Raw genomic sequence first — 22010 nt, 5'->3', positions numbered from 1 at the left:
ACGTTTCGACAGAGAATTCTCGGGGTTCGGACACCCGATGCATCCGGCTGGTATCGCTGTGCTCACGCAGGACCCCCTTTTTGCCGGGGGTAGCTCTTTATGCCCGTTATATCTCCGGTTCGGAGAGTGCGGATCTGCCGGTTCCCGCTGTTTGGAGCCGACCCCCTTGGCGTGCTGAAATCAACGAACTCATGAGTAGTACGGCCCTGAACAATAATCGGCACAACCTAGGTGCCGATGCCGAGAGGTTGTTGGTCGAGTGAGGCGAAGCAAGACGAGCTCCGCGGAACAGCAGTCGCGGGGCAACTTCACCCCGCCCCCGCGCGCAGCGGCGTCGCCTGCGGATGCGCAGCAGCCCGTGGAGCCCCCCACCACCGGTGGCAGTTCCAGCAGGCTGTCGCCGCGCAACTGGCGTGTGCCGACCCGGCTGAACGCGATCCTCCTCATACCCGTGCTGGTCGGCCTCGTCATGGGCGGATTCCAGGTGAAGGGGTCGATCGACACCTGGAACGAGGCCCAGGACGCCGAGAAGACGGCGCTCATCGTGCGCGCCGCCTCGGAGTACGGCCAGGCCCTCCTCAACGAGCGGGACCTCACGGCGGAGCCCCTGCTGAAGGGCGACAGTCAGAACAGGGTCGTCACGGAGGCCAGGGCCGCCACGGACGCGGCCAAGGCCAAGTTCGACGAGGCCGTCAAGGACATGCCGCAGAAGGAGGGCCTCGAGCGGCGCCTGAACCTCTTCCGCGCCGCGGAGCCGGCCCTCGAGAAGCTTCGCGAGGTCGCCTACACCGTCCCGTTCGAGACGCCCACCAAGTCGGAGGGCGACGACCCGGACGACCCGAGTGACGACGAGCGGGGCCCCGTCGCCACTCAGGAGAGCTACGTCGGCGTTCAGCACTACCTGATGGAGTTCGCCAACGAGCTCGGCCTCGGCACGGGCAACGTCACGAGCTACGGCCGGATGGTGTACGCCATCCAGCTGGCCAAGGCCGCCGAGTCGCTGCAGCGCTCCATCGGTACCGAGCTGCTCATCCGCCCGAGCGAGAAGAAGGACATCAGGGCCGGCCAGACCATCGCCTTCACCTCCTACGCCTACCTGGAGGGCATCGCCCTCGGCGAGTACCAGTCCGGTGGCACCCAGGCCGACGTGGACCGGCTGAAGGAGGTCATGGCCAGGAAGACGGAGGAGGGCCAGAAGGCACTGGCCGCCAAGGTGGCCGAGGCCGCCGCCGCCGGCCAGGACATCCAGCCTCCGCCGAAGGACGAGGACGGCTCTGTCCTCGGCGGCATGGTCGGTGCGATCAGCACCGGTGCCGACCCCGACGAACTCGCGGAGCAGGGCGTCACCCAGCCGATCTGGATGGCCGCCGCCACCGCCAAGTTCGAGGGTTACAGCGAGGTCGAGAGGGAGCTCGTCGACAAGGCCGTGTCCGAGGCCGCCCAGATCTCCGACGACGCCAAGGCCGACGCCGTCGTCAACGGCCTGATCGTCGTCATCGCCCTGCTCGCCGCGTTCATCCTGGCCGGCATGGTGGCCCGCCAGATGAGCCGCTCGATGCGTCAGCTGCGCACCGCCGCCTTCGGCATCGCCGAGCAGCGCCTGCCGATGCTCGTCGACCAGCTCTCGCGTACCGAGCCCGGCCGGATCGACACCCGTGTGCAGCCGATCCCGATCGACAGCAAGGACGAGATCGGCGAGGTCGCCCGAGCCTTCGACCAGGTGCACCGCGAGGCCGTACGGCTCGCCGCCGAGCAGGCCCTGCTCCGCGGCAACGTCAACGCGATCTTCACCAACCTGTCGCGCCGCAACCAGTCGCTGATCGAGGGCCAGCTGACCCTGATCACCGACCTGGAGAACAACGAGGCCGACCCGGACCAGCTGGAGAACCTCTTCAAGCTGGACCACCTGGCGACCCGTATGCGCCGCAACGGCGAGAACCTCCTCGTCCTCGCCGGCGAGGAGCCCGGCCGCCGCTGGAACCAGCCGGTGCCGCTGGTCGACGTGCTCCGCGCCGCCTCCTCCGAGGTGGAGTCCTACGAGCGCATCGAACTGACCGGCGTGCCGGAGACCGAGATCCACGGCCAGGCCGTGACCGACCTCGTGCACCTACTCGCCGAGCTGCTGGAGAACGCGACGTCGTTCTCCTCGCCGCAGACCAAGGTCCGGGTCACCGCGACCCGGCTGCCCGACGGCCGGGTCATGATCGAGATTCACGACAAGGGCATCGGCCTGACCGCCGAGGACTTCGCCGACATCAACCACAAGCTGGCCAACCCGCCGACCGTGGACGCCGCCGTCTCGCAGCGCATGGGCCTCTTCGTGGTCGGCCGTCTCTCCGACCGGCACGGCATCCGTGTCCAGCTCCGCCCCTCGGGCGAGCAGGCCGGCACGACGTCGCTGGTCATGCTCCCGGACGCGATCACCCACGGTGGCGGCGGCGAGGCGCTCCCCGAGGACGACTTCACCGTCTCCCAGATGATCCCGACTCAGCAGTCCTTCGAGGCGGCGCCGATGCGCACCGCTGCGGAACTCGGCTTCGACGACTCCCGCTACGAGGACCAGCCCGCCGAGCCCCGGCAGCTGGACCCGGTCAACCGCTCGCTGATGCGCGAGGAGCGCCGTGCGGCGCTGGAGGCGCAGACAGGCGACGACCGCCCGATGTTCCGCGACGAGCCCGATCAGCCCTACGCCGATCAGGGGAGCTACGCCGAGGAGCAGTACGAGCAGGGCTACGCACAGGAGCCGCAGCCCGCGTACGACCAGAACGGGTACGACCGGAACGGGTACGACCAGAACGGCTACGACCAGAACGGGTACGAGACCGGCGGCTTCCAGGAGAACGGCTACGAAGCCAACGGGTACGACAGCACCGGCGAGTTTCAGGTTTCCGGCGGTTACCCGGAGCACCAGGAGCAGGCCTATGCGGAAGCCTCGTACGATGGCTCGCAGGACTCCGCACCGCAGTACGACAACGGGTACGCCTCCCAGCCCGACCAGGGAGAGTGGGCGGACCAGAACACCTACCAGGGTGCGTACGAGCCGGAGTACCGAGCGGATACGGAATCTGCTCCCTCCGCTCCCGCGAACGGCGCCGACCGCGTAGGCTTCGAACGTCCGGATCCGGCCAACGGCTCCGGCCACCAGCTGACCGACGCCGGTCTGCCGCGTCGCGGCAGCGGTCAGCCGGGACAGCCGCAGCAGGGACAGTCGCAGTGGCAGTCCTCCAGCGGCGGCGGCCGGACGTCGGGACAGGCCAAGCAGGCCCCCCAGGCGCCCCAGGCCGCCCAGGGCGGGGACACGGAGACGGACGGCTCCGGCGAGTGGCGTTCGAAGAACGACGAGCGCTGGCAGCGGGCCGAGAAGCTCCGCAAGCCCGCGGCCGGCGGAGTCACCTCGTCCGGGCTGCCCCGCCGGGTCCCCAAGGCCAATCTGATCGAGGGTACGGCCGAGCAGACCCCGCAGAACGGCCCTCAGGTGTCCCGCGCCCCTGAGGATGTGCGCGGCAGGTTGAGCAACCTGCGGCGCGGTGTCCAGCAGGGACGCAGCGCGGGAACGGACACGAACGGATCGGGCTTCGGCCCGGGCAGTACCTACAACCAGGAGCGTTAGTGTGAGCCCGATGAGCCAGGCGGCGCAGAATCTGAACTGGTTGATCACCAACTTCGTGGACAACACCCCCGGGGTGTCCCACACCGTGGTGGTCTCCGCCGACGGACTCCTGCTGGCGATGTCCGAAGGGTTTCCGCGTGACCGAGCCGACCAGCTGGCGGCGGTCGCGTCGGGTCTGACCTCGCTGACCGCGGGGGCTTCCCGGATCTTCGAAGGCGGCGCGGTCAATCAGACCGTCGTGGAGATGGAGCGTGGCTTCCTCTTCATCATGTCCATCTCGGACGGCTCCTCGCTGGCCGTGCTCGCCCACCCGGACGCCGACATCGGCCTCGTGGGCTACGAGATGGCCCTCCTGGTCGACCGTGCCGGCACCGTCCTCACCCCGGACCTGCGGGCCGAACTCCAGGGAAGTCTTCTCAACTAGCTGAACGGCAGTGCGTTTGCCGCCACCGCACCATAGGGTGCGGTGGCGCGGCTCCACAGGGACACGGACCGGCGTACGGCACTCGGAGGAGGAATCGTGGCAACACCCCCAAGCGGACACCCATACGACGGGGCTCGGCAGTCTCCGGGTGAGCACGCTCAGAACCGCTTCAACTTCCCCTCTACACCGAGCAGAGGCGGCGGTCCCCAGCCCTACCAGCGGCCGCAGCAGCCGTACGACCCGTCGTACAACCAGCCGCAGGGCCCCCGGAGCCAGCCGGTGGCTCCCCGCCGGGCCCCGGAGCCGGCGCCCGCGTCGGGCAGCAACAATCCGTTGGTGCGTCCGTACGCGATGACCGGCGGCCGGACCCGGCCCCGCTACCAGCTCGCCATCGAGGCGCTGGTCAGCACCACGGCCGATCCCGCGCGGCTGCAAGGGCAGTTGCCCGAGCACCAGCGGATCTGCCGGCTGTGCTTCGAGATCAAATCGGTGGCCGAGATCTCGGCACTTCTCTCCATCCCCCTCGGCGTCGCCCGGATCCTCGTAGCCGACCTGGCCGAGGCCGGACTCGTCGCCATCCACCAGCCCGGCGGCGACGAGTCCGCCGGCGGCCAGCCAGACGTGACACTGCTCGAAAGGGTGCTCAGTGGACTTCGCAAGCTCTAGCGGCGGTGCAGCCCGCTCAACCACCAGCGCGAAGATCGTGGTGGCGGGCGGATTCGGCGTGGGCAAGACCACGTTCGTCGGCGCCGTCTCGGAGATCAACCCGCTGCGTACCGAGGCNACCACCAGCGCGAAGATCGTGGTGGCGGGCGGATTCGGCGTGGGCAAGACCACGTTCGTCGGCGCCGTCTCGGAGATCAACCCGCTGCGTACCGAGGCCGTGATGACGTCCGCGTCGGCCGGCATCGACGACCTCACCCACACCGGGGACAAGACCACCACCACGGTGGCCATGGACTTCGGCCGTATCACCCTCGACCAGGACCTGATCCTCTACCTGTTCGGCACCCCCGGACAGGACCGCTTCTGGTTCATGTGGGACGACCTCGTCCGCGGCGCCATCGGCGCCGTCGTCCTCGTCGACACCCGCAGACTCGCCGACTGCTTCCCCGCGGTCGACTACTTCGAGAACAGCGGCCTCCCGTTCGTNCCCCCGGACAGGACCGCTTCTGGTTCATGTGGGACGACCTCGTCCGCGGCGCCATCGGCGCCGTCGTCCTCGTCGACACCCGCAGACTCGCCGACTGCTTCCCCGCGGTCGACTACTTCGAGAACAGCGGCCTCCCGTTCGTCATCGCCCTCAACGGCTTCGACGGGCACCAGCCCTACACTCCCGACGAAGTCCGCGAAGCACTCCAGATCGGCCCCGACGCCCCGATCATCACCACCGACGCACGCCACCGCGCCGACGCCAAGAGCGCCCTCATCACCCTCGTCGAGCACGCACTCATGGCACGCCTGCGGTAGGCGCGCCCGGCCGTACCGCCCGTCCCGTCCCCGGGAAGGCCCCGTACACCGTCACGTGTGACGGTGTACGGGGCCTTCCCGTGCCGCCGCCCGGGGTCTTTCCTCCCATCGGGCCCCCGGCGGGGGCGGAGAAGGGCGGGACGGAGAAAGGCGAAGGCCCCGTCCGTTCCCGGGGGAACGGACGGGGCCTCGGAATCCGAGCGGGCGTCAGCCCTGCCAGGAGTGCGGAGCGCGGAAGCCGGACTGGCGCTCCAGACGGCGCCACCCGGCGGTGCTACGGCCGCGGTGGGCCGGGACGGCCTGCGGCTGCGAGGCGGCGCGGGCGAGGAGCACGGCCGTGATGGCGGCGAGTTCCTCGGGATCGGCGTGCCCCTTCTCGACGCGGAGCAGGGACTCTGCGGGCGTGGTCATGTGCAGCGTTCTCCTCGTGGGTTACTGCGGGGGGTTGCCGTGCTTGCGGGACGGCAGGTCGGCGTGCTTGGTACGGAGCATGGCGAGGGAGCGGATCAGCACCTCGCGGGTCTCGGCCGGGTCGATGACGTCGTCGACCAGTCCGCGCTCCGCGGCGTAGTAGGGGTGCATCAGCTCGGCCTTGTACTCCTTGACCATGCGGGCACGCATGGCGTCGGGGTCCTCGGCGTCGGCGATCTGGCGGCGGAAGATGACGTTGGCCGCACCCTCCGCCCCCATCACGGCGATCTCGTTCGTGGGCCAGGCGTAGGTGAGGTCGGCACCGATGGACTGGGAGTCCATGACGATGTACGCGCCGCCGTAGGCCTTGCGCAGGATCAGCGAGATGCGGGGCACGGTCGCGTTGCAGTATGCGTACAGGAGCTTCGCACCGTGGCGGATGATCCCGCCGTGCTCCTGGTCGACTCCGGGCAGGAAGCCCGGCACGTCCAGCAGCGTGATGATGGGGATGTTGAAGGCGTCGCACATCTGCACGAAGCGTGCGGCCTTCTCGCTCGCCTCGATGTCGAGCACGCCGGCCAGCGACTGCGGCTGGTTGGCGACGATGCCGACGACCTGGCCGTCGAGGCGGCCCAGGGCACAGATGATGTTGCGCGCCCAGCGCTCGTGGATCTCCAGGTAGTCGCCGTCGTCGACGATCTCCTCGATGACCTTGCGCATGTCGTACGGACGGTTGCCGTCGGCCGGTACCAGGTCCAGCAGGACGTCCGAGCGGCGGTCCGACGGGTCCTCGCTCTGCGCGTGCGGCGGGTTCTCCCGGTTGTTCTGCGGGAGCATCGACAGCAGGTACCGGACCTCCGCGATGCACGTCTCCTCGTCGTCGTAGGCGAAGTGGGCCACACCGCTGGTCTCGGCGTGGACGTCCGCGCCGCCGAGGCCGTTCTGGGTGATCTCCTCGCCGGTGACCGCCTTGACGACATCCGGGCCGGTGATGAACATCTGCGAGGTCTCGCGGACCATGAACACGAAGTCGGTCAGCGCCGGCGAGTAGGCGGCGCCGCCCGCACACGGGCCGAGCATCACGCTGATCTGCGGGATGACACCCGAGGCCCTGGTGTTGCGCTGGAAGATGCCGCCGTAGCCCGCGAGCGCCGAGACGCCTTCCTGGATGCGGGCACCGGCGCCGTCGTTGAGCGACACCAGAGGCGCGCCGGCGGCGATCGCCATGTCCATGATCTTGTGGATCTTCGTGGCGTGCGCCTCGCCGAGGGCACCGCCGAAGATCCGGAAGTCGTGCGCGTAGACAAAGACCGTACGGCCGTCGACCGTGCCCCACCCCGTGATCACACCATCGGTGTAGGGCTTCTTCGACTCCAGCCCGAAGCCGGAGGCGCGGTGCCGCCGGAGCTGCTCGACCTCACGGAACGACCCCGCGTCCAGCAGCAGCTCGATGCGCTCGCGCGCGGTCAGCTTGCCCTTGGCGTGCTGCGCCTCGGTCGCCCGGTCGCTGGGTCCGCGCCGCGCCTGCTCGCGAAGGGCGTGCAGCTCGGCCACACGCCCCCGTGCGTCGGTCGGCTCGCCTGCGGTCTCGTCCAAAACGGTCATGTACGAACCCTACGGAGCCGACCAAGAAAATCCTGCCGTTGACTCCGTACAGTCTCGCGGCCCATCTGCTGTCAGCCCCGCACAGAACCATTCCGCACCACAAGCGAAGTGCCAGTTGAGCGGCCTGCCGTTTTGTCGCGGTCCGACAATGACGTCAACTGGTGGCCACCTCGCAGCCATGTACGGCACCTGCCGTACCCGGAGTGACGCGCAACCGCAGGCGGCGGCCGGTGTCCAGCACCTCGACCGACGGAGCGGCGCACAGGACCCGGCCCACCGGGCAGTCCCAGACGAGCTCCAACGGCTGCCCGGAGCGCATGGGTTCGCTGATGTGGAGCGTAGCGGTCCGGCCGCGCCTCCGTACCACCACGCTCGCCGGCGACGTGACGGTGAGGGCACCCACGGCGGCGGCCCGCCAGAAGTTCGCCGCGGTCAGTCCGAGCGAGCAGACGGCGACCGACTGACAGATGTCCGAATTGTCGAGGATCTCCAGCCAGGCCCGGTCGGCCGCACTGTCCGCGACCTCCCGCCGGGAGGCCCCGGGCATCAGGATGTACCCGTACGACGAGTTCACCGGATCGGTCCCGTGGTCGAGCCACACGGTCTGGTAGTGACGGGACCGCCGTTCGGGAGTGCTGGTGGTGTTGATGTCCCGCCATGCCCCGGTCCGTGCCTCGCGCAGGGTGCGCAGCCCCGACCCGCCGGGCCGCTCCGTACGGTCGACACCGGCCGGGCCGTCCGGAAGGAGGACCCAGCCGCCGTGTCCGCCCAGATGGGCCCAGCGGCCGTCACGCCCGGTGGTGAGGGGCGCGGCCGGGCGCTCGCCGCGGTTCCTGTGGTCGACGGCTGCGCAGGCGGCGTGGCGCCGCTCGTCGGTGAGCTCGTCGTGGAGCGCCGTGACGGTGTCCGTCAGCAGGCGCGGGCTCCCGATCCGCCACTCCCACCGGTTGCCGTAGCGGGTGGTGGAGGGGTTGTGGATCCGCTCGGAGAGGTGGTCGGGGCCGGGGACGACGCCGGCGAGCATCGTCGTGTCTCCGGTCCAGCCGGTGCCCGGCTGGAGGAAGGCCTGTGTCATGGTCCACAACCCGCGGTAACTGGCCGTGATGCCGGACGGCGGGTCGAAGCGGCGGCCAGGGAAGAGGGAGGAGTCCCCGGCCGGCGCCATGGAGTCGCGGAGCGTCCGGGCGAGCCGGCCGGTCCCGGCGAGCCGGGGGGCGTCCGGTTCCGCGGCCGGGTCGTAGCCGGTGCCGAGCTGGAGGTCCAGCCAGCGGCGGCGCAGTGCGGCGTACGCGGCGTCGGCCCGGTCACCCGCTCCGGCCGGGTTGCCGGACGCGGACTCGGGGGTGGGCAGGGCCAGGGAGAGCGCACCCGAGGTGGAGGCGAGCAGAAGGGCGCGGATGGACCAGACGGGCGGGACGGGCGACGGGGCCTCCCGGGGACGAAGCGACGTGGTCCGGTCGGCAGTTGGCACGGCACCCGGGAGCATCGGCCACAAACGCCTCGATCCGGCCGCTGCCGGGGCGACGGGCGCGGCGGTGACGGCGGCGACCGCACTGCGGTGCGGGGCCTTCTGCTGGGTGACGACGGTGTCGGTACGGGGCCCTCGGAGTACGCCCCCCGCGGGTCCGACGACGACGCTCACCCAGCCGGGTGGCGCGGGCCGGCGGACCGGGGCGTCCGGAAACGGGCACGGTGCTCGGAGGGTGTGAAGATCCCCGAAGAAAAGTTGAAATTTGAACGGGAATGCTTCTATGGTGGGGATCGTTGAAGATTAAACGAATGGCGGGGAGGCCACCGCCCCGCCCGTCCCCGAGGAGCAATCATGGGCCTGTTCAACCGCAAGACCAACGACACCGCACCCACCGCCCCCCGTGCGGCGGACTCCGCACTGGCGGCCCTGACCGGCGAGTACGCCATCGACCCGGCCCACAGCAGCATCGGCTTCACGGTCCGCCACGCCATGGTCACCAATGTGCGCGGCACATTCAGCGACCACGAGGGCACACTCCACCTGGACGGCGCCGACCCGTCCCGCTCCGCCGCCGTCATCGATGTCAAGATCGCCAGCATCGACACCGGCATCGGCGACCGCGACGGCCACCTGCGCAGCGGTGACTTCTTCGACGCCGAGACCTTCCCGGTGATGTCCTTCCGCTCGACCGCGGCCGAGCAGCTCGGCGGCGAGAAGTACCGCATCAGTGGCGACCTCACCATCAAGGACGTCACCCGCCCACTCTCCATCGACCTGGAGTTCAACGGCGCGGCGACCGACGTCTACGGCAACGAGCGCGTCGGCTTCGAGGGCAGCGCCGAGATCCTGCGCTCCGACTGGGGTCTGACCTGGAACGCCGCACTGGAGACCGGCGGCGTGATGGTCAGCGACAAGGTGAAGCTGAGCTTCGACATCTCGGCGATCAAGCAGGCTGCCTGACGGCACGGCCGGGCTCGGCCGGCGAACCCCCGTCCCCGCGGACGGGGGTTCGGCACGGCCCCACCCCCGCACCCCCGGGTCCCGTCACGCGGCTCGCCGGTAGGCGCTGCCGCCCCTGGCGCGGGTCAGCAGCCGGGCCTCGACCAGATGGCGGCGCAGCGCCGAGCAGCCGTCGTGGACCGTGCGGATGGCGTCGTCGACCTCGCGCTCGGTGTGATGCCGGCCCTTCTCGAACAGGGTCCGCGCGAGATGGTCGAGCGGTTGCCGGCCGGCGGGCCGCCTTTCCCGCGACCGCCGTCAGCCGGCCCCGGGAGAAGAGTGCGGACACGTCCCGTGAGCCGCCGGGTTCGCCGGAGGACATGCGCCGAAGCCCGGTGCAGCCGCCCGGGCGGCACAACGCGATTTCACCACCCCGCACTACAGCGGTATCTCGATGTCGACGACCGGGCCGGTGGCCCGGGCGGGCGGCACGTCCAGGGTCTCCAGGACGTGGAGCATCGGCACGTTGGCCACGGCCACCGCCGCGGTCAGGGTGTGGTGCCCGTCCCGCCGGGCGACGTCGGCGGCATGGGCGGTGAGCGCCGTACCCAGCCCCTTGGACTGCCAGGCGTCCTCGATCAGCACCGCGAACTCGCCGACGCCCTGCCGTGTGGTGCGCATGACGTTGGTCATGGCGATGATGCGGTCCGTCCGCTGGGCGGTGGTGGTGACCAGGGTGGTGCCGCGCTCCGGATCGCACAGCAGCCGCCAGCCTGCCGCCGACAGTCCGGGCGTGCCCGCGTGGTAGCGCATGGCACGGCTGCCGGGCGAGCAGCGGTGGTGCAGCGCCTGGACCGGGCCGAGGTCGGCGGGGGTCGCCTCACGCGTCCGGGTGGGCGTGCCGTCGGCAAGGGTGATCGGGTGTCCGGTGCGGCGCGTGCCGGTTTCGGGCATAGGGGGGGCCTCCTCGTGGCCGGTACGAGCGGAGTGCCGCAGACCCCCGTCGGGCGGACACCCGCCTCGGCACAGGACAAAGTCTTTTGCGATCGCAAGGCCGGCTCAAGAGGGGTTCGCGCCATCCTGGCTACGCTTCGCACAGGAAGCGTCACCGAACGGAGCTGGTCGGGAGTGGCGCGAAACCGGCCGGTGCAGGGGGAGCACCGCGCGCCGGACGGCGGTCGGCGCCCGGACGTTCCCGGCGCCGGCGGCTCACCCCTCGCGAAGGCGGTGCACCTGCTCGCCGGTGCGGGACTCGATCTCCGTGGCCACCTCGTGGAGCAGGGAGTGGCTCACCCCGTTCAGGGCCCGCGCCACCGCCAGTTCATCGCCGATGTGGGGGACGTCCCGGTCCGACCGGTTGCGGTGGGCCGTGCCCTCACCGACGTACAGCTCGGCGTTCTGCCCCCGCAGGCGCGCCTCCGCCTGGGTGGTGCGGTCGCTCTCGGTGATGACGATCTCGACGTTCCATTTCTTGGTGCGCATCAGAAGCCACCGCCTCCGTCGAAGCCGCCTCCGCCACCCCAGTCCCCGCCGAAGCCGCCGCCGAAGTCGGAGGAGTTGAAGTCGGCGCCGGAGAAGTCACCGCCGCCGAAGTCGCCGCCGCCGTACTCGGAGGCGTACGCCGGGGTGGACAGGGCACTGCCCAGCAGGGTGCCGGCGAGCAGGCCCGGCAGCAGTCCGCCGCCGAAGTAGCCGCCCGCCCAGGGCCCGTAGGCCGGCCCCGCCTCCCAGTACGGGCGGCGGCCGGACTCGGTCTCCACGGTGCGGGCCATGGGGTCGTCGCCGTCCTGGAGACGCGCCGCGTCGGCGGCGCACACGGGCACCTCACGGGGGGCGCCGGCGGCCGGGGTCCAGGTCATGTCGGTCGCGGAAGGGCCGTGGCGGGGGTCGAAGAAGCACGGGGCGCGGCGCTCCGGGAGCGGGGTGCCCTCCCTGCGCGCGGCGAGCACCGCGAGCGCGTAGCGGCCCTCCTCCAGCGCCTCGGTGACGACCCGGACGTCGTGCGGGTGCTCGGCGGCCGCCATGGCGGACTTGGCCTCCTCGTAGGAGTCCAGGGCGCGTTCGTAGTCCGCGCGCATCGAGTCGTCCGCGCCGGGCTCGGACGGGCGGAAGTCGAGCCGGTCCAGTTCCTCGCCGTAAGCGGTGATGTCCTCGTCGACGACCACCCGCAGCTTCTCGAGCGCGGCCCGCTCCTCCTCGGCCTTGCGGCGGCGGCTGCGGCGGACCACGGCGTAGGCACCGGCCGTGCCCGCGGCGAGGACGGCGCCGATGGCGATCAGCGAACCGGTGCCGGCGCCGGTGGGGCCGGAGCCCTCGCTCCAGGAGGCCGGTGCGCTGCCGCGCACGGCCGGGAGCGCCTGGTCGACGAAGTTGCCGAGTTGCGTGGCGGCGTCGGCGCCCGGCGTGTTCACACCTGCGACGAGGTTCCGAACGGCGTTCCGCGGGAGGACGCCGCCGTCGGCGCCCGCGTCGAAGCGGTCGCCGAGCCGGATGCCGTACAGCCCGGTGACTCCGGTGGCCGTGCGCAGATCGCGCAGCACGCTGTCAGCGGGGAACTGGGGGCTCTCGGGCAGCACTGCGACGAACACGGGCTTGTCCGCGTTCAGGATCCTCTGCTCGATGGCCTTCTCGTCGGCCGGGGAGAGCTGGGAACGGGCGGCGGGATCGACGTAGACCGGGTCCTGCTTCAGTGCGGCGGCCGCGTCGGAGATGCCCGTGGTCCCGGCAGCCGCGCCGGGAACCAGGGCCAGCAGCAGTAGGAGTGTCAGCCCGGCGAGGGCAGACAGCAGGGAAAGCGGCCTGGTCCTCATAGCATCGAAGCTACCCGAACAGCGCGGAATAGGACATAGCCCCCGGTGGGGCCGCCGGGGGCGTGACCTCGTGACGGGCCTGCTACTCCGCGGGCTCGACGCCCGCGCGCAGCAGTCCGTACGTGTACGCGTCCTCGATGGCCTGCCAGGACGCGGCGATGATGTTGTCGCCGACGCCGACCGTGGACCACTCGCCGGTGCCGTCGCCGGTGGTGACCAGCACCCGGGTGGTCGATCCCGTGCCGTGCCGGCCCTCGAGGATGCGGACGCGGTAGTCGACCAGCTCCAGCTTGGCCAGCTGGGGGTAGATCCGCTCCAGACCCACCCGCATCGCCCGGTCCAGCGCGTTGACGGGGCCGTTCCCCTCGGCGGTGGCGACGATGCGCTCGCCCTTGGCCCACAGCTTCACCGTGGCCTCGTTGGCGTGGCTCCCGTCGGGCCGGTCCTCGACGATCACCCGCCAGGACTCGGCGCGGAAGTAGGTGGGCGCACGGCCTTCCGCCTCCGCGCGCAGCAGCAGTTCGAAGGACGCGTCGGCGGCCTCGTACGTGTAGCCGCGCAGCTCGCGCTCCTTGACCCGCTCGACGACACGGCCGACGAGTTCACGGTCGCCGCCGAGATCGATGCCGAGTTCCCGGCCCTTGAGCTCGACGGAGGCGCGGCCGGCCATGTCGGAGACGAGCATCCGCATGGTGTTGCCGACCTGCTCGGGGTCGATGTGCTGGTAGAGGTCGGGGTCGACCTTGATCGCGGAGGCGTGCAGTCCGGCCTTGTGGGCGAAGGCGGAGACACCCACATAGGGCTGGTGGGTGGACGGCGTGAGATTGACGACCTCGGCGATGGCGTGCGAGATCCGGGTCATCTCCCTGAGGGCGCCCGGCGGCAGCACCTGCTTGCCGTACTTCAGCTCCAGCGCGGCGACGACCGGGAAGAGGTTGGCGTTGCCGACGCGCTCGCCGTAGCCGTTGGCGGTGCACTGGACGTGCGTGGCACCGGCGTCGACGGCGGCGAGCGTGCTCGCCACGGCGCAGCCGGTGTCGTCCTGTGCATGGATACCGAGGCGCGCGCCGGTGTCGGCGAGGACGGTGGCGACGACCGCTTGGACCTGGGCGGGCAGCATGCCGCCGTTGGTGTCGCAGAGGATGACGACGTCGGCGCCCGCCTCGTGGGCGGTGCGGACGACCGCCTTCGCGTAGTCGGGGTTGGCCCGGTAGCCGTCGAAGAAGTGCTCGCAGTCGACGAAGACGCGTCTGCCCTGCGCGCGCAGATGGGAGACGGTGTCGCGGACCATGTCCAGGTTCTCGTCGAGGGTCGTGCGCAGCGCGAGTTCCACATGGCGGTCGTGGGACTTGGCCACCAGTGTGATCACCGGGGCCCCGGAGTCCAGGAGCGCCTTGACCTGCGGGTCCTCGGCAGCGGTCGCACCCGCGCGGCGGGTGGCGCCGAAGGCGACCAGCCGGGCGTGCTTGAAGTCGATCTCCTGGCGGGCCCGGGCGAAGAACTCCGTGTCCCGGGGGTTGGCGCCCGGCCATCCGCCCTCGATGAAGCCCACGCCGAACTCGTCGAGGTGCCGGGCGATGGTCAGCTTGTCCGCGACGGTGAGGTTGATGCCCTCGCGCTGCGCTCCGTCGCGCAGCGTGGTGTCGAAGACATGGAAGCCGTCGTCGAGGACCGTGTACCTATCGGTGTCCGTGGCCTCTGTGGTCATGGCTGTTGTGACTCCTGTCGAATGAGTGGCTCCGGAAGTTCTGGCTCCACTTGCCCCCGTCTTCGTGCGCCTCGGTCTCCGGCCGGGGTGGGGGCCGCAAAACGAAAAAACCCCTCGCGGGTGCGAGAGGTCTGCGCGCGGGTCTGGGGCACGGTGCCGCTGCCGCGGGGGGTTGCTGTCCACGGGTCAGCGGTCACTGCGGACCGGCGCGCTGCTGCCGATAATCATGGCGAATGCGAGCACAGTCGCAGTCTGCCACATATGCGCGCCAGCATGGACAGCGGTCTCAGTATGCGGGCGGCGTCCCGGCCGCAGTCGGTACCCGGCCGGGCCCCCGGCACCCGATCGGCGGGCGGGGGGCCGCCCGGCCGAGTGGTAGGGGAATCCCCATGAGCTCACAACCCCCCACGGGGCCGCCCTCAGGACCCGTCCCCCGGCCTTCCGGTCCGGCCCCCGGGCCCCCGCCTTCGGGCGGCGGGACGCCCCGCGGAGGCTCGCGGCGCAAGCGGGGACTGATCGCCGGGGGCGCCGCGGCTGCGGTGCTGGCACTCGTCGTCGTGCTGGTGGTGACGCTCGGCGGAGACGGGGACGGCGGCGGGAGCGCGGCCTCGCCCGCGCCCACCGACACGAAGGCCGCCGAGGCCGCGGCGCACGCCGTCGCGACGCGGGTGGCGCTCGCGCCCCCGGACTGGGGACCCGGGTTCACCCGGCACAAACCGTACGAGGTGGATCCCGCACCGGAATCCCTGGTTCGGGAGAACTGCGAGTTCGCCAGCCGCCCCAGCCGCATCGGCACGCTGGCCTCGCTGCAGCGCAACGTGACGGAGGAATCGTCCGGCATCGCGGGGACGTCCGAGGTCAAGGTGTTCGCCGACGAGGCCACGGCGAAGCAGTACCTCGCCGATGCCCGCGACAACATCCACCGCTGCCCGGACCAGTTCCGCGGCAAGGAGCGCTGGAACGGTGTGCGCGAGGCGAGCCCGCCTCAGCTGTCCGGCTTCGACGAGCTGGTCTCCGAGGAGGGCCGCCAGGTCGTCGCGGCGGACGGGGCCAAGGTGAACGACCTCTACGTCATCGCCACCGGCCGGGACGGCCGGAACATCCTCAGCGCCTACGTGGTCGGCAAGGCCGACCTGGACGCGCGGATCCAGAAGTACGCCACCGACTCCCTGCAGAAGATGCACCAGCGCCTCGAACAGCAGCCGGAGGCCGCGGCGGGGCGGTGACGAGCCTCCGCGCCACCCCGTGCGCACCCCGGCACCGCGCGGAGCCGACGCGACCGCGGGCGGTGTGGGCGGCCCGGGCGGCGGTCACGGGAGCAGCGAGTCGGCGATGAACTCCTGGACGTGGGTCAGGACCTGGGCCCGGCCGGTACCCGGTAGCCCGACGGCCACGTGCACGCTGAAGCCGTCCAGCAGCGCGCGCAGCCGGGCGGCGTAGCGGTCGGGGTCGACGGCGCGGAACTCGCCCCGCGAGATGCCTTCGGCGAGCAGAGCGACGAGATCGCGGTGCCAGGCGCCCTCGATGGCGGCCTGCCGGGCCCTGGCGTCCTCGTCGGCGTTCTGCGAGCGGTTCCAGACCTCCAGCCACAGCGTCCAGTGCGGGTCTCGGTGGCCGTCCGGGAGGTACAGGTCCACATACGCGGCGAGCCGTTCGCGGGCGGCGCCCGGCCGGGACAGCAGCGCGCTCCGCTCTGCACCGAGCCTGCCCTCGCTCCACTCCAGGGTCCGCAGCAGGAGCTCGTCCTTGGTGCGGAAGTAGTAGAGCAGGTGGCCGCTGCTCATCCCGACCTCGCGGCCGAGCCCGGCCATGGTGAGCCCGTCGAGCCCGTGCTCGGCGATCGTCGCCATCGCCGCGGCGAGCACCTCCTCGCGGGGTGGTGCGGTGTTGCGGCGTCGGGGGGCCGGTGGAACGTTCACCCGTACGTTCTACCCGATCCCCCGACCGCCCCGTGGCGGCCCCCCGGGCGTATCCGCGGGCCGCCGCTCCCGAGGCCGGGCACGAGGTCAGACCCGCGGCTGCTGCTGGGTGATGCAGTGGATCCCCCCGCCGCCCGCGAAGATCGTGCGGGCGTCGACGAGGGTCACCGTCCGCTCCGGGAAGAGGCGGCGGAAGACGCCTGCCGCGATCTCGTCGTTGGGGTCGTCGAAGGAGCACAGGACCACTCCCCCGTTGCAGAGGTAGTGGTTGATGTAGGAGTAGTCGACCCACTCCCCGTTCTCGTCCTTCAGCACGGTCGGCGCCGGGATCTCCACGACCTCCAGGGTGCGGCCGCGGGCGTCCGTTCTGCCGCGCAGGATCTCCGCATAGGTCCTCGAACGCTCGTGGTCCGGGTGGGCCGGGTCCTTCTGGCTGTGGACGAGCACCACACCCGGCCGGGCGAACGCCGCGACGATGTCGACGTGGCCCTGCGTGCCGTACCTGCCGTAGTCGCCGGCCAGGCCGTGCGGCAGCCAGATCGCCTTGCTCGTGCCGAGCCTGGAGTGGATCTCCGCCTCGACCCGCTCTCGCGTCCAGTCGGGGTTCCGCCCGGCGCCGAGCTGGACGGTTTCGGTCAGCAGGACCGTGCCCTCGCCGTCGACGTGGATGGCGCCGCCCTCGTTGACGAGGGGCGAGGAGAGGACAGGGGCGCCCGCCAGGTCGGCCACATGTCGGGCGATCTTGGAGTCGTGCTCCCAGCGGGCCCAGTCCTGGGCGCCCCAGCCGTTGAACACCCAGTCCACGGCGGCCAGCCCGCCCTCGCCGTCGGTGACGAACGTCGGGCCGATGTCCCGCATCCACGCGTCGTCCAACTCGCGCTCCACGATCTCGACGTCCGCGCCGAGCAGTTCGCGCGCGCCCTCCGTCTGCCCCGGCCCCACCACCATGGTGACCGGCTCGTAGCGGCGTACGGCGCGGGCGACGGAGGCCCAGGCGGCACGCGCCCGGGCGAGCTCCCCGTCGTCGCTGAAGGTCGGGTTGGGGCCGGGCCAGGCCATCCAGGTGCGCTCGTGCGGGGCCCACTCGGGCGGCATACGGAACGTCATCACAGGTCCTTGTGGAGAGGGTTCGGAGCGAACTCGGGGACTCGGGCGGCTCGACGGCTCAGAGGAAGTACAGGCGGTTCAGGGACATCGACTCGACCGGATCGGAGCGCAGGGGATCCCCGTCGAGTGTGACGAGCCCGCTGCGCGCGTCCACGGCCACCTCGCCGACACGGGAGTTGAGGAGCAGGTCGCGGGGGCCGATGCCCCGGGTGCCGCGTACCCCGACCCGCCGCCTGCGGGTGGGCAGGTTGTCTCCGCCGAGGGCGGCCGCGGCCTGGGACACGAATGCCACGGAGATCTCGGCGGGGGTCGCGCCGTGGGCCCCGAACTGCGGTCCGAGGACGAGCGGTTCACAGGTGTCGGTCGCGGCGTTCGGGTCGCCGGTCACCCCGTAGGCCGGAAAGCCCGCCTTCAGCACCAGTTGCGGCTTCGCGCCGAAGAACTGCGGCTTCCACAGCACGATGTCGGCGAGCTTGCCCGGCTCGATCGAGCCGACCTCGTGCGCAAGGCCGTGGGCGATCGCGGGGTTGACGGTCAGTTTGGCCAGGTAGCGCAGGACGCGCGCGTTGTCGTCGTGCGCACCGTCGCCCTCCATGGGGCCCAGTTCCGACTTCATCTTCCCGGCCAGGGCGAAGGTGCGCCGCACGGTCTCGCCCGCACGGCCCATGCCCTGGGCGTCGGAGGAGGTGATGCCGATCGCGCCGAGGTCGTGCAGCACGTCCTCGGCCCCCATCGTCCCGGCGCGGATCCGGTCCCGGGCCATGGCCGCGTCGCCGGGCAGGTCGGTCTTGAGGTCGTGTACGGAGACGATCATCCCGTAGTGCTCGGCGACCGCGTCCCGGCCGAAGGGCAGGGTGGGGTTGGTGGAGGAGCCGATGACGTTCTGCACGCCCGCCATCCTGAGCACGTTCGGTACGTGTCCCCCGCCGCAGCCCTCGATGTGGAAGGCGTGGACGGTCCGGCCCTCCAGCACCTTCAGCGTGTCCTCGACGGAGAGGCATTCGTTGAGGCCGTCGCTGTGCAGCGCGACCTGGACGTCGTACTCCTCGGCCACCCGCAGCGCCGTGTCGAGCGCGCGGGTGTGGGCGCCCATGTCCTCGTGGACCTTGAAGCCCGAGGCGCCGCCCTCGGCGAGGGCCTCGACGAGCGGGGCCTCCCCGGAGGACGAGCCGCGCGCCAGGAAACCGATGTTGACGGGCCAGGCGTCGAAGGCGCCGAAGGCGTGCCCGAGCGCCCAGGGGGAGTTGACGCCGACGCCCCAGACCGGGCCGAACTCCTGCCCGACGATCGTCGTGACACCGGAGGCGAGTGACGCCTCCATCACCCGCGGGGAGAGCAGATGGACATGGGTGTCCACGGCACCGGCGGTGGCGATGAGCCCTTCGCCGGACACGATCGTCGTTCCGGTGCCGACGACGACGTCCACTCCGTCGAGGGTGTCCGGGTTCCCGGCCCGGCCGATGCCGGCGATGCGGCCCTCGCGGATGCCGATGGACACCTTGCGGATGCCCTGGACGGCGTCGATGACGAGCACGTTGCTGATGACGATGTCGCAGGTGTCACGGACGGCGGCCGCCTTGAGGTGGAGTCCGTCACGGGCGGTCTTGCCGAAGCCCGCGAGGAACTCGTCCCCCGCCTGCTGCGAGTCGGACTCGACGCGGACGACCAGGCCGGAGTCGCCGAGGACCACCCGGTCCCCGGCGCGCGGGCCGTGCACGCTCGCGTACTCGAGCGGGTCGATGCCGGTCACCGGTCCTCCTCCGGCCGGCAGGGCGCCTGCTGCCGGGACTCCCGTGGTGCGGGGTGCCGGTGGGCCCCGAGATAGCCGCAGGCGGCGGCCCGGTGCAGGGCCTTCGCCTTCGCTCCCGGAGCATCCAGCGGGCCGTCGACCAGGCCCGCGAAGCCGATCGCGACGCGGTCGCCGCCGATCGGCACGAGCCCGACCCGGACCTCGTCGCCGGGGCCGAAGCGGACGGACGAGCCCGCGGGGACACAGAGCCGCATGCCGTAGGCCGCCGCCCGGTCGAAGTCGAGTCGCGGATTGGCCTCGAAGAAGTGGAAGTGGGAGGTGACGCTGACCGGCACGGCCGCCGTGTTGCGCACCGTGAGCCGCACCGCGGGCTCCGGCTCGGGGCCCGCGGGGCCGGGCAGCAATGCACCGGGCGCGGAGTCGCCGAGGCTGCCGCCGCCGATCGGGTCGTAGACGACGGCCAGCCGCGATCCGTCGTCGAAGACGGCCTCGACGTGGACCTCGGTGACGACGTCGGTGACACCGGGGAGCACGTCCTCGGGGCCGAGTACGGAACGGGCCGCCTCGACGGCCTCGGCGAGCCGACGGCCGTCCCGCGCCGCCTCGCAGACCGTGTCGGCGATCAGCGCGGTCGCCTCGGGGACATTGAGCTTGAGCCCTCGGGCACGCCGGGCCCGGGCCAGTTCGGCCGCGCCGAACAGCAGCAGCCGGTCCCGCTCGGTCGGGGTCAGTCGCACGTCACCACGCCTCCCTGGAGCCACGCCGGGCTCTCCTGCCGGATGCACCGCTCCGGAATCTTTCCATCCGATTCCAGATGTTCGAACGTCACTCTAACCCCGAGTTCCTCACGCAGGAAGCATTGACAAGGAGAGACACCCGGTTCACATTGAGCAGCACTCAATTCATTCCCGACAGAACGGGAGAGCCGATGCCGATCGAACAACGCGGAGTCGACGCCCCCGAAGCGAAGCGGACGAGCGGCCACCGCGATCCAGTGGCGATCCTGCCGGGCTCCGGCCTCCGCCTCGGCGTGATCGTCTTCGGCTGACGGCCGGTGCCCTTCGGCCTGGGACTCCGGGCAGGCACCCTCGGTCGTCGCGGGCACCGTCACCGATGCGGCCCTGACGGCACCGCTCGCACTCGTGTCGCGGCGCACGGCGGCCCGGCCGCGCTCGTCCAGCGGCGCGCTTCCTCGGTGTGCGGGGCGGCGTGTACCGGTTCCGCGCCGGCTGGGAGCCCCGGGCGACGGCGGCGCGGGCACTCGGCGCGGCCGTCGGGCTCCTCGCCCTCTCGCCCCCGTTCCACGGGGGCCCGCAGCTCGGTCCGACCGTGGGTGCGGACTTCGGCCTCGTACCGCCGGGCCTGGCGGGTGGGCTCACGTACGGGGTGTCGCGGCCCCGCCGGGACCGAAACGGCGCCGGTGGTGCGCCCGGGCCGAGCGGGCGGCGGCCGGGGCGCCCTGAAGCCGCCGCGAGAGCGGGTCGACCGGGGCGGCGGGGGCGTACGGATCGGGAGACCGGAACGGCGGCCGGGCCCCCACACAGATCCGGAGACCGGCGGGGTGGCGCCCCGGCGGGACCACCGTCGCGAAGCGGGAACCGCGCGGCCCGGACCGGGCGGCGCGGTTCCCGCGGTCGGACCGGGCGGCGCGGGGCGCTTCCCGCACCGCCGGGCCCGGTCGGGCCGACGGCTCAGCCGAGCTCGTGCATCCAGCCGTGCTCGTCCGCGGCCGTGCCGGTCTGGATGTCCAGGAGGGCCTTGCGCAGCTCCATCGTGACCTTGCCCGGCTCACCGTTCGACTGGGTCCACTCACCGCCGGCGGACTTGACCGTGCCGACGGGCGTGATGACGGCGGCGGTGCCGCACGCGAAGACCTCGGTGAGGGTGCCGTTCTCGGTGTCGCGCCTCCACTGGTCGGTGGTGATCCTGCCCTCCTCGGACTCGTAGCCGAGGTCGCGGGCGAGCGTGAGAAGGGAGTCGCGCGTGATGCCGGCGAGCAGCGATCCGGTGAGCTCGGGCGTGACGATCCTGTCCCCGTACACGAAGTACAGGTTCATGCCGCCCATCTCCTCGACGGTCCGGTGCTCCAGCGCGTCGAGCCAGACGACCTGGTCGCAGCCCTTGGCCGCCGCCTCGGCCTGCGCGAGGAGGGAGGCGGCGTAGTTGCCGCCGGTCTTGGCGAAGCCGATGCCGCCCGGGACGGCGCGGACGTAGTTCTCCGACAGCCAGACGGAGACGGGCTTGACGCCGCCGGGGAAGTACGGGCCGGCCGGCGAGGCGATGACGATGAACAGGTACTCGTTGGCCGGACGGACGCCCAGGCCGACCTCGTTGGCGAACATGAACGGACGCAGGTAGAGGGATGCCTCCCCGCCGTGCTCCGGGACCCATGCCTTGTCCTGCTGGACCAGGGCGTCACAGGCCTCGATGAACGTCTCGACCGGCAGCTCCGGCATGGCCAGGCGGCGGGCGGAGAGCTGGAAGCGCCGGGCGTTCGCGTCGGGCCGGAAGGTGGCGACCGAGCCGTCGGGCCTGCGGTAGGCCTTCAGCCCCTCGAAGATCTCCTGCGCGTAGTGCAGGGTCATGTTGGCCGGGTCGATCGACAGCGGGGCGTACGGGGTGAGCTGGGCGTCGTGCCAGCCGCGACCCTCCGTCCACTTGATCGTCACCATGTGATCGGTGAAGTGGCGGCCGAATCCCGGATTGGCCAGGATCGCCTCGCGCTCCGCGTCGGACAGTGGGGTCGAGGAGGGCTTGAGCTCGATCGAGGGCGTCGTCATGTCTGC

At 71.5% G+C, this 22010-nt stretch carries 19 protein-coding genes and 2 pseudogenes; 8 read left to right on the top strand and 13 right to left on the bottom strand.

Annotated features, from left to right (window positions below; genetic code table 11):
* The first annotated feature begins 259 nt into the window (after positions 1-259).
* From QMZ92_RS12710 to QMZ92_RS12690, 5 genes and pseudogenes are all read left to right on the top strand, one after another.
* Positions 260-3610 carry a nitrate- and nitrite sensing domain-containing protein gene (locus QMZ92_RS12710; protein ID WP_283297457.1) on the top strand — a complete coding sequence of 1117 codons (3351 nt, stop codon included), beginning with the start codon at positions 260-262 and terminating at the stop codon, positions 3608-3610.
* A 10-nt stretch (positions 3611-3620) separates the two neighbouring features.
* Positions 3621-4034 carry a roadblock/LC7 domain-containing protein gene (locus tag QMZ92_RS12705; RefSeq protein ID WP_030980891.1) on the top strand — a complete coding sequence of 138 codons (414 nt, stop codon included), beginning with the start codon at positions 3621-3623 and terminating at the stop codon, positions 4032-4034.
* A gap of 96 nt (positions 4035-4130) precedes the next feature.
* On the top strand, positions 4131-4700 hold the full coding sequence (locus QMZ92_RS12700) for a DUF742 domain-containing protein (protein WP_283297456.1): 570 nt from the start codon (positions 4131-4133) through the stop codon (positions 4698-4700).
* Positions 4681-5172, top strand: a pseudogene (locus QMZ92_RS12695) (GTP-binding protein); the annotation flags it as partial. The gene QMZ92_RS12700 and the pseudogene QMZ92_RS12695, both read left to right, overlap by 20 nt.
* Positions 5173-5189: 17 nt before the next feature.
* Positions 5190-5504: pseudogene (locus QMZ92_RS12690) on the top strand (GTP-binding protein); the annotation flags it as partial.
* 207 nt (positions 5505-5711) lie between these two features.
* Here the strand turns inward: QMZ92_RS12690 and QMZ92_RS12685 are convergent.
* The 3 genes from QMZ92_RS12685 to QMZ92_RS12675 form a co-directional block, all read right to left on the bottom strand.
* Positions 5712-5915: an acyl-CoA carboxylase subunit epsilon gene (locus tag QMZ92_RS12685; protein WP_138052968.1), complete on the bottom strand. Its 204-nt coding sequence runs from the start codon at positions 5913-5915 to the stop codon at positions 5712-5714.
* Positions 5916-5936: 21 nt separating this feature from the next.
* Positions 5937-7520: an acyl-CoA carboxylase subunit beta gene (locus QMZ92_RS12680; protein ID WP_283297453.1), complete on the bottom strand. Its 1584-nt coding sequence runs from the start codon at positions 7518-7520 to the stop codon at positions 5937-5939.
* 154 nt (positions 7521-7674) lie between these two features.
* Positions 7675-8991: a polysaccharide lyase family 8 super-sandwich domain-containing protein gene (locus QMZ92_RS12675; RefSeq protein WP_283297452.1), complete on the bottom strand. Its 1317-nt coding sequence runs from the start codon at positions 8989-8991 to the stop codon at positions 7675-7677.
* 351 nt (positions 8992-9342) lie between these two features.
* On the opposite strand from QMZ92_RS12675, the gene QMZ92_RS12670 reads away from it, so the two are divergent.
* The gene (locus tag QMZ92_RS12670) at positions 9343-9951 is read left to right on the top strand and encodes a YceI family protein (RefSeq protein ID WP_283297450.1); all 609 of its coding nucleotides are present in this window, start codon (positions 9343-9345) and stop codon (positions 9949-9951) included.
* An 84-nt stretch (positions 9952-10035) separates the two neighbouring features.
* On the opposite strand, the gene QMZ92_RS36340 is transcribed toward QMZ92_RS12670, so the two are convergent.
* The 5 genes from QMZ92_RS36340 to cimA all read right to left on the bottom strand — a co-directional run bounded on the left by QMZ92_RS36340 (position 10036) and on the right by cimA (position 14448).
* On the bottom strand, positions 10036-10188 hold the full coding sequence (locus QMZ92_RS36340; protein ID WP_502962045.1) for a DUF2087 domain-containing protein: 153 nt from the start codon (positions 10186-10188) through the stop codon (positions 10036-10038).
* 180 nt (positions 10189-10368) lie between these two features.
* Positions 10369-10884 (bottom strand): GNAT family N-acetyltransferase, encoded by a 516-nt coding sequence (locus QMZ92_RS12660; RefSeq protein WP_283297447.1) that lies wholly within the window; start codon positions 10882-10884, stop codon positions 10369-10371.
* Between the two features lie 255 nt (positions 10885-11139).
* Positions 11140-11412, bottom strand: a complete 273-nt coding sequence (locus tag QMZ92_RS12655) for a DUF1876 domain-containing protein (protein ID WP_283297445.1) — start codon at positions 11410-11412, stop codon at positions 11140-11142.
* A complete protein-coding gene (locus QMZ92_RS12650; RefSeq protein ID WP_283297443.1) occupies positions 11412-12740 on the bottom strand; it encodes a hypothetical protein in 1329 nt (442 codons plus the stop codon). Before QMZ92_RS12650 ends, QMZ92_RS12655 begins: the two co-directional genes overlap by 1 nt.
* 82 nt (positions 12741-12822) lie before the next feature.
* Positions 12823-14448, bottom strand: coding sequence for a citramalate synthase (cimA, locus tag QMZ92_RS12645; protein WP_283297441.1), 1626 nt, complete (start codon positions 14446-14448; stop codon positions 12823-12825).
* A gap of 539 nt (positions 14449-14987) precedes the next feature.
* Between cimA and QMZ92_RS12640 the strand changes: the two genes are divergently transcribed.
* On the top strand, positions 14988-15674 hold the full coding sequence (locus QMZ92_RS12640) for a hypothetical protein (RefSeq protein ID WP_283297439.1): 687 nt from the start codon (positions 14988-14990) through the stop codon (positions 15672-15674).
* 84 nt (positions 15675-15758) lie between these two features.
* Here the strand turns inward: QMZ92_RS12640 and QMZ92_RS12635 are convergent, their stop codons facing one another.
* The 4 genes from QMZ92_RS12635 to ureA form a co-directional block, all read right to left on the bottom strand.
* On the bottom strand, positions 15759-16298 hold the full coding sequence (locus QMZ92_RS12635) for a TetR/AcrR family transcriptional regulator (protein WP_283297600.1): 540 nt from the start codon (positions 16296-16298) through the stop codon (positions 15759-15761).
* A gap of 156 nt (positions 16299-16454) precedes the next feature.
* Positions 16455-17474 carry an agmatine deiminase family protein gene (locus tag QMZ92_RS12630; RefSeq protein ID WP_283297437.1) on the bottom strand — a complete coding sequence of 340 codons (1020 nt, stop codon included), beginning with the start codon at positions 17472-17474 and terminating at the stop codon, positions 16455-16457.
* Positions 17475-17532: 58 nt separating this feature from the next.
* Entirely contained in the window at positions 17533-19224 is a 1692-nt protein-coding gene (locus QMZ92_RS12625; protein ID WP_283297435.1) for an urease subunit alpha, read from the bottom strand.
* Complete coding sequence (ureA, locus tag QMZ92_RS12620; RefSeq protein ID WP_283297433.1) at positions 19221-19961, bottom strand: urease subunit gamma; 741 nt, start codon at positions 19959-19961, stop codon at positions 19221-19223. The genes QMZ92_RS12625 and ureA overlap by 4 nt, the downstream gene beginning before the upstream one ends.
* Positions 19962-20038: 77 nt before the next feature.
* Between ureA and QMZ92_RS36335 the strand changes: the two genes are divergently transcribed.
* The gene (locus QMZ92_RS36335) at positions 20039-20272 is read left to right on the top strand and encodes a hypothetical protein (RefSeq protein WP_502962042.1); all 234 of its coding nucleotides are present in this window, start codon (positions 20039-20041) and stop codon (positions 20270-20272) included.
* A 643-nt stretch (positions 20273-20915) separates the two neighbouring features.
* Here the strand turns inward: QMZ92_RS36335 and QMZ92_RS12610 are convergent.
* Positions 20916-22004 carry a branched-chain amino acid aminotransferase gene (locus QMZ92_RS12610; protein WP_283297432.1) on the bottom strand — a complete coding sequence of 363 codons (1089 nt, stop codon included), beginning with the start codon at positions 22002-22004 and terminating at the stop codon, positions 20916-20918.
* Between the last annotated feature and the right edge of the window lie 6 nt (positions 22005-22010).

Source organism: Streptomyces sp. HNM0645 (assembly GCF_030056615.1).
Taxonomy (GTDB): domain Bacteria; phylum Actinomycetota; class Actinomycetes; order Streptomycetales; family Streptomycetaceae; genus Streptomyces; species Streptomyces marianii.
Note: the sequence above shows the minus strand (reverse complement) of the source record. Positions and strands in the feature narration are given on the sequence as shown.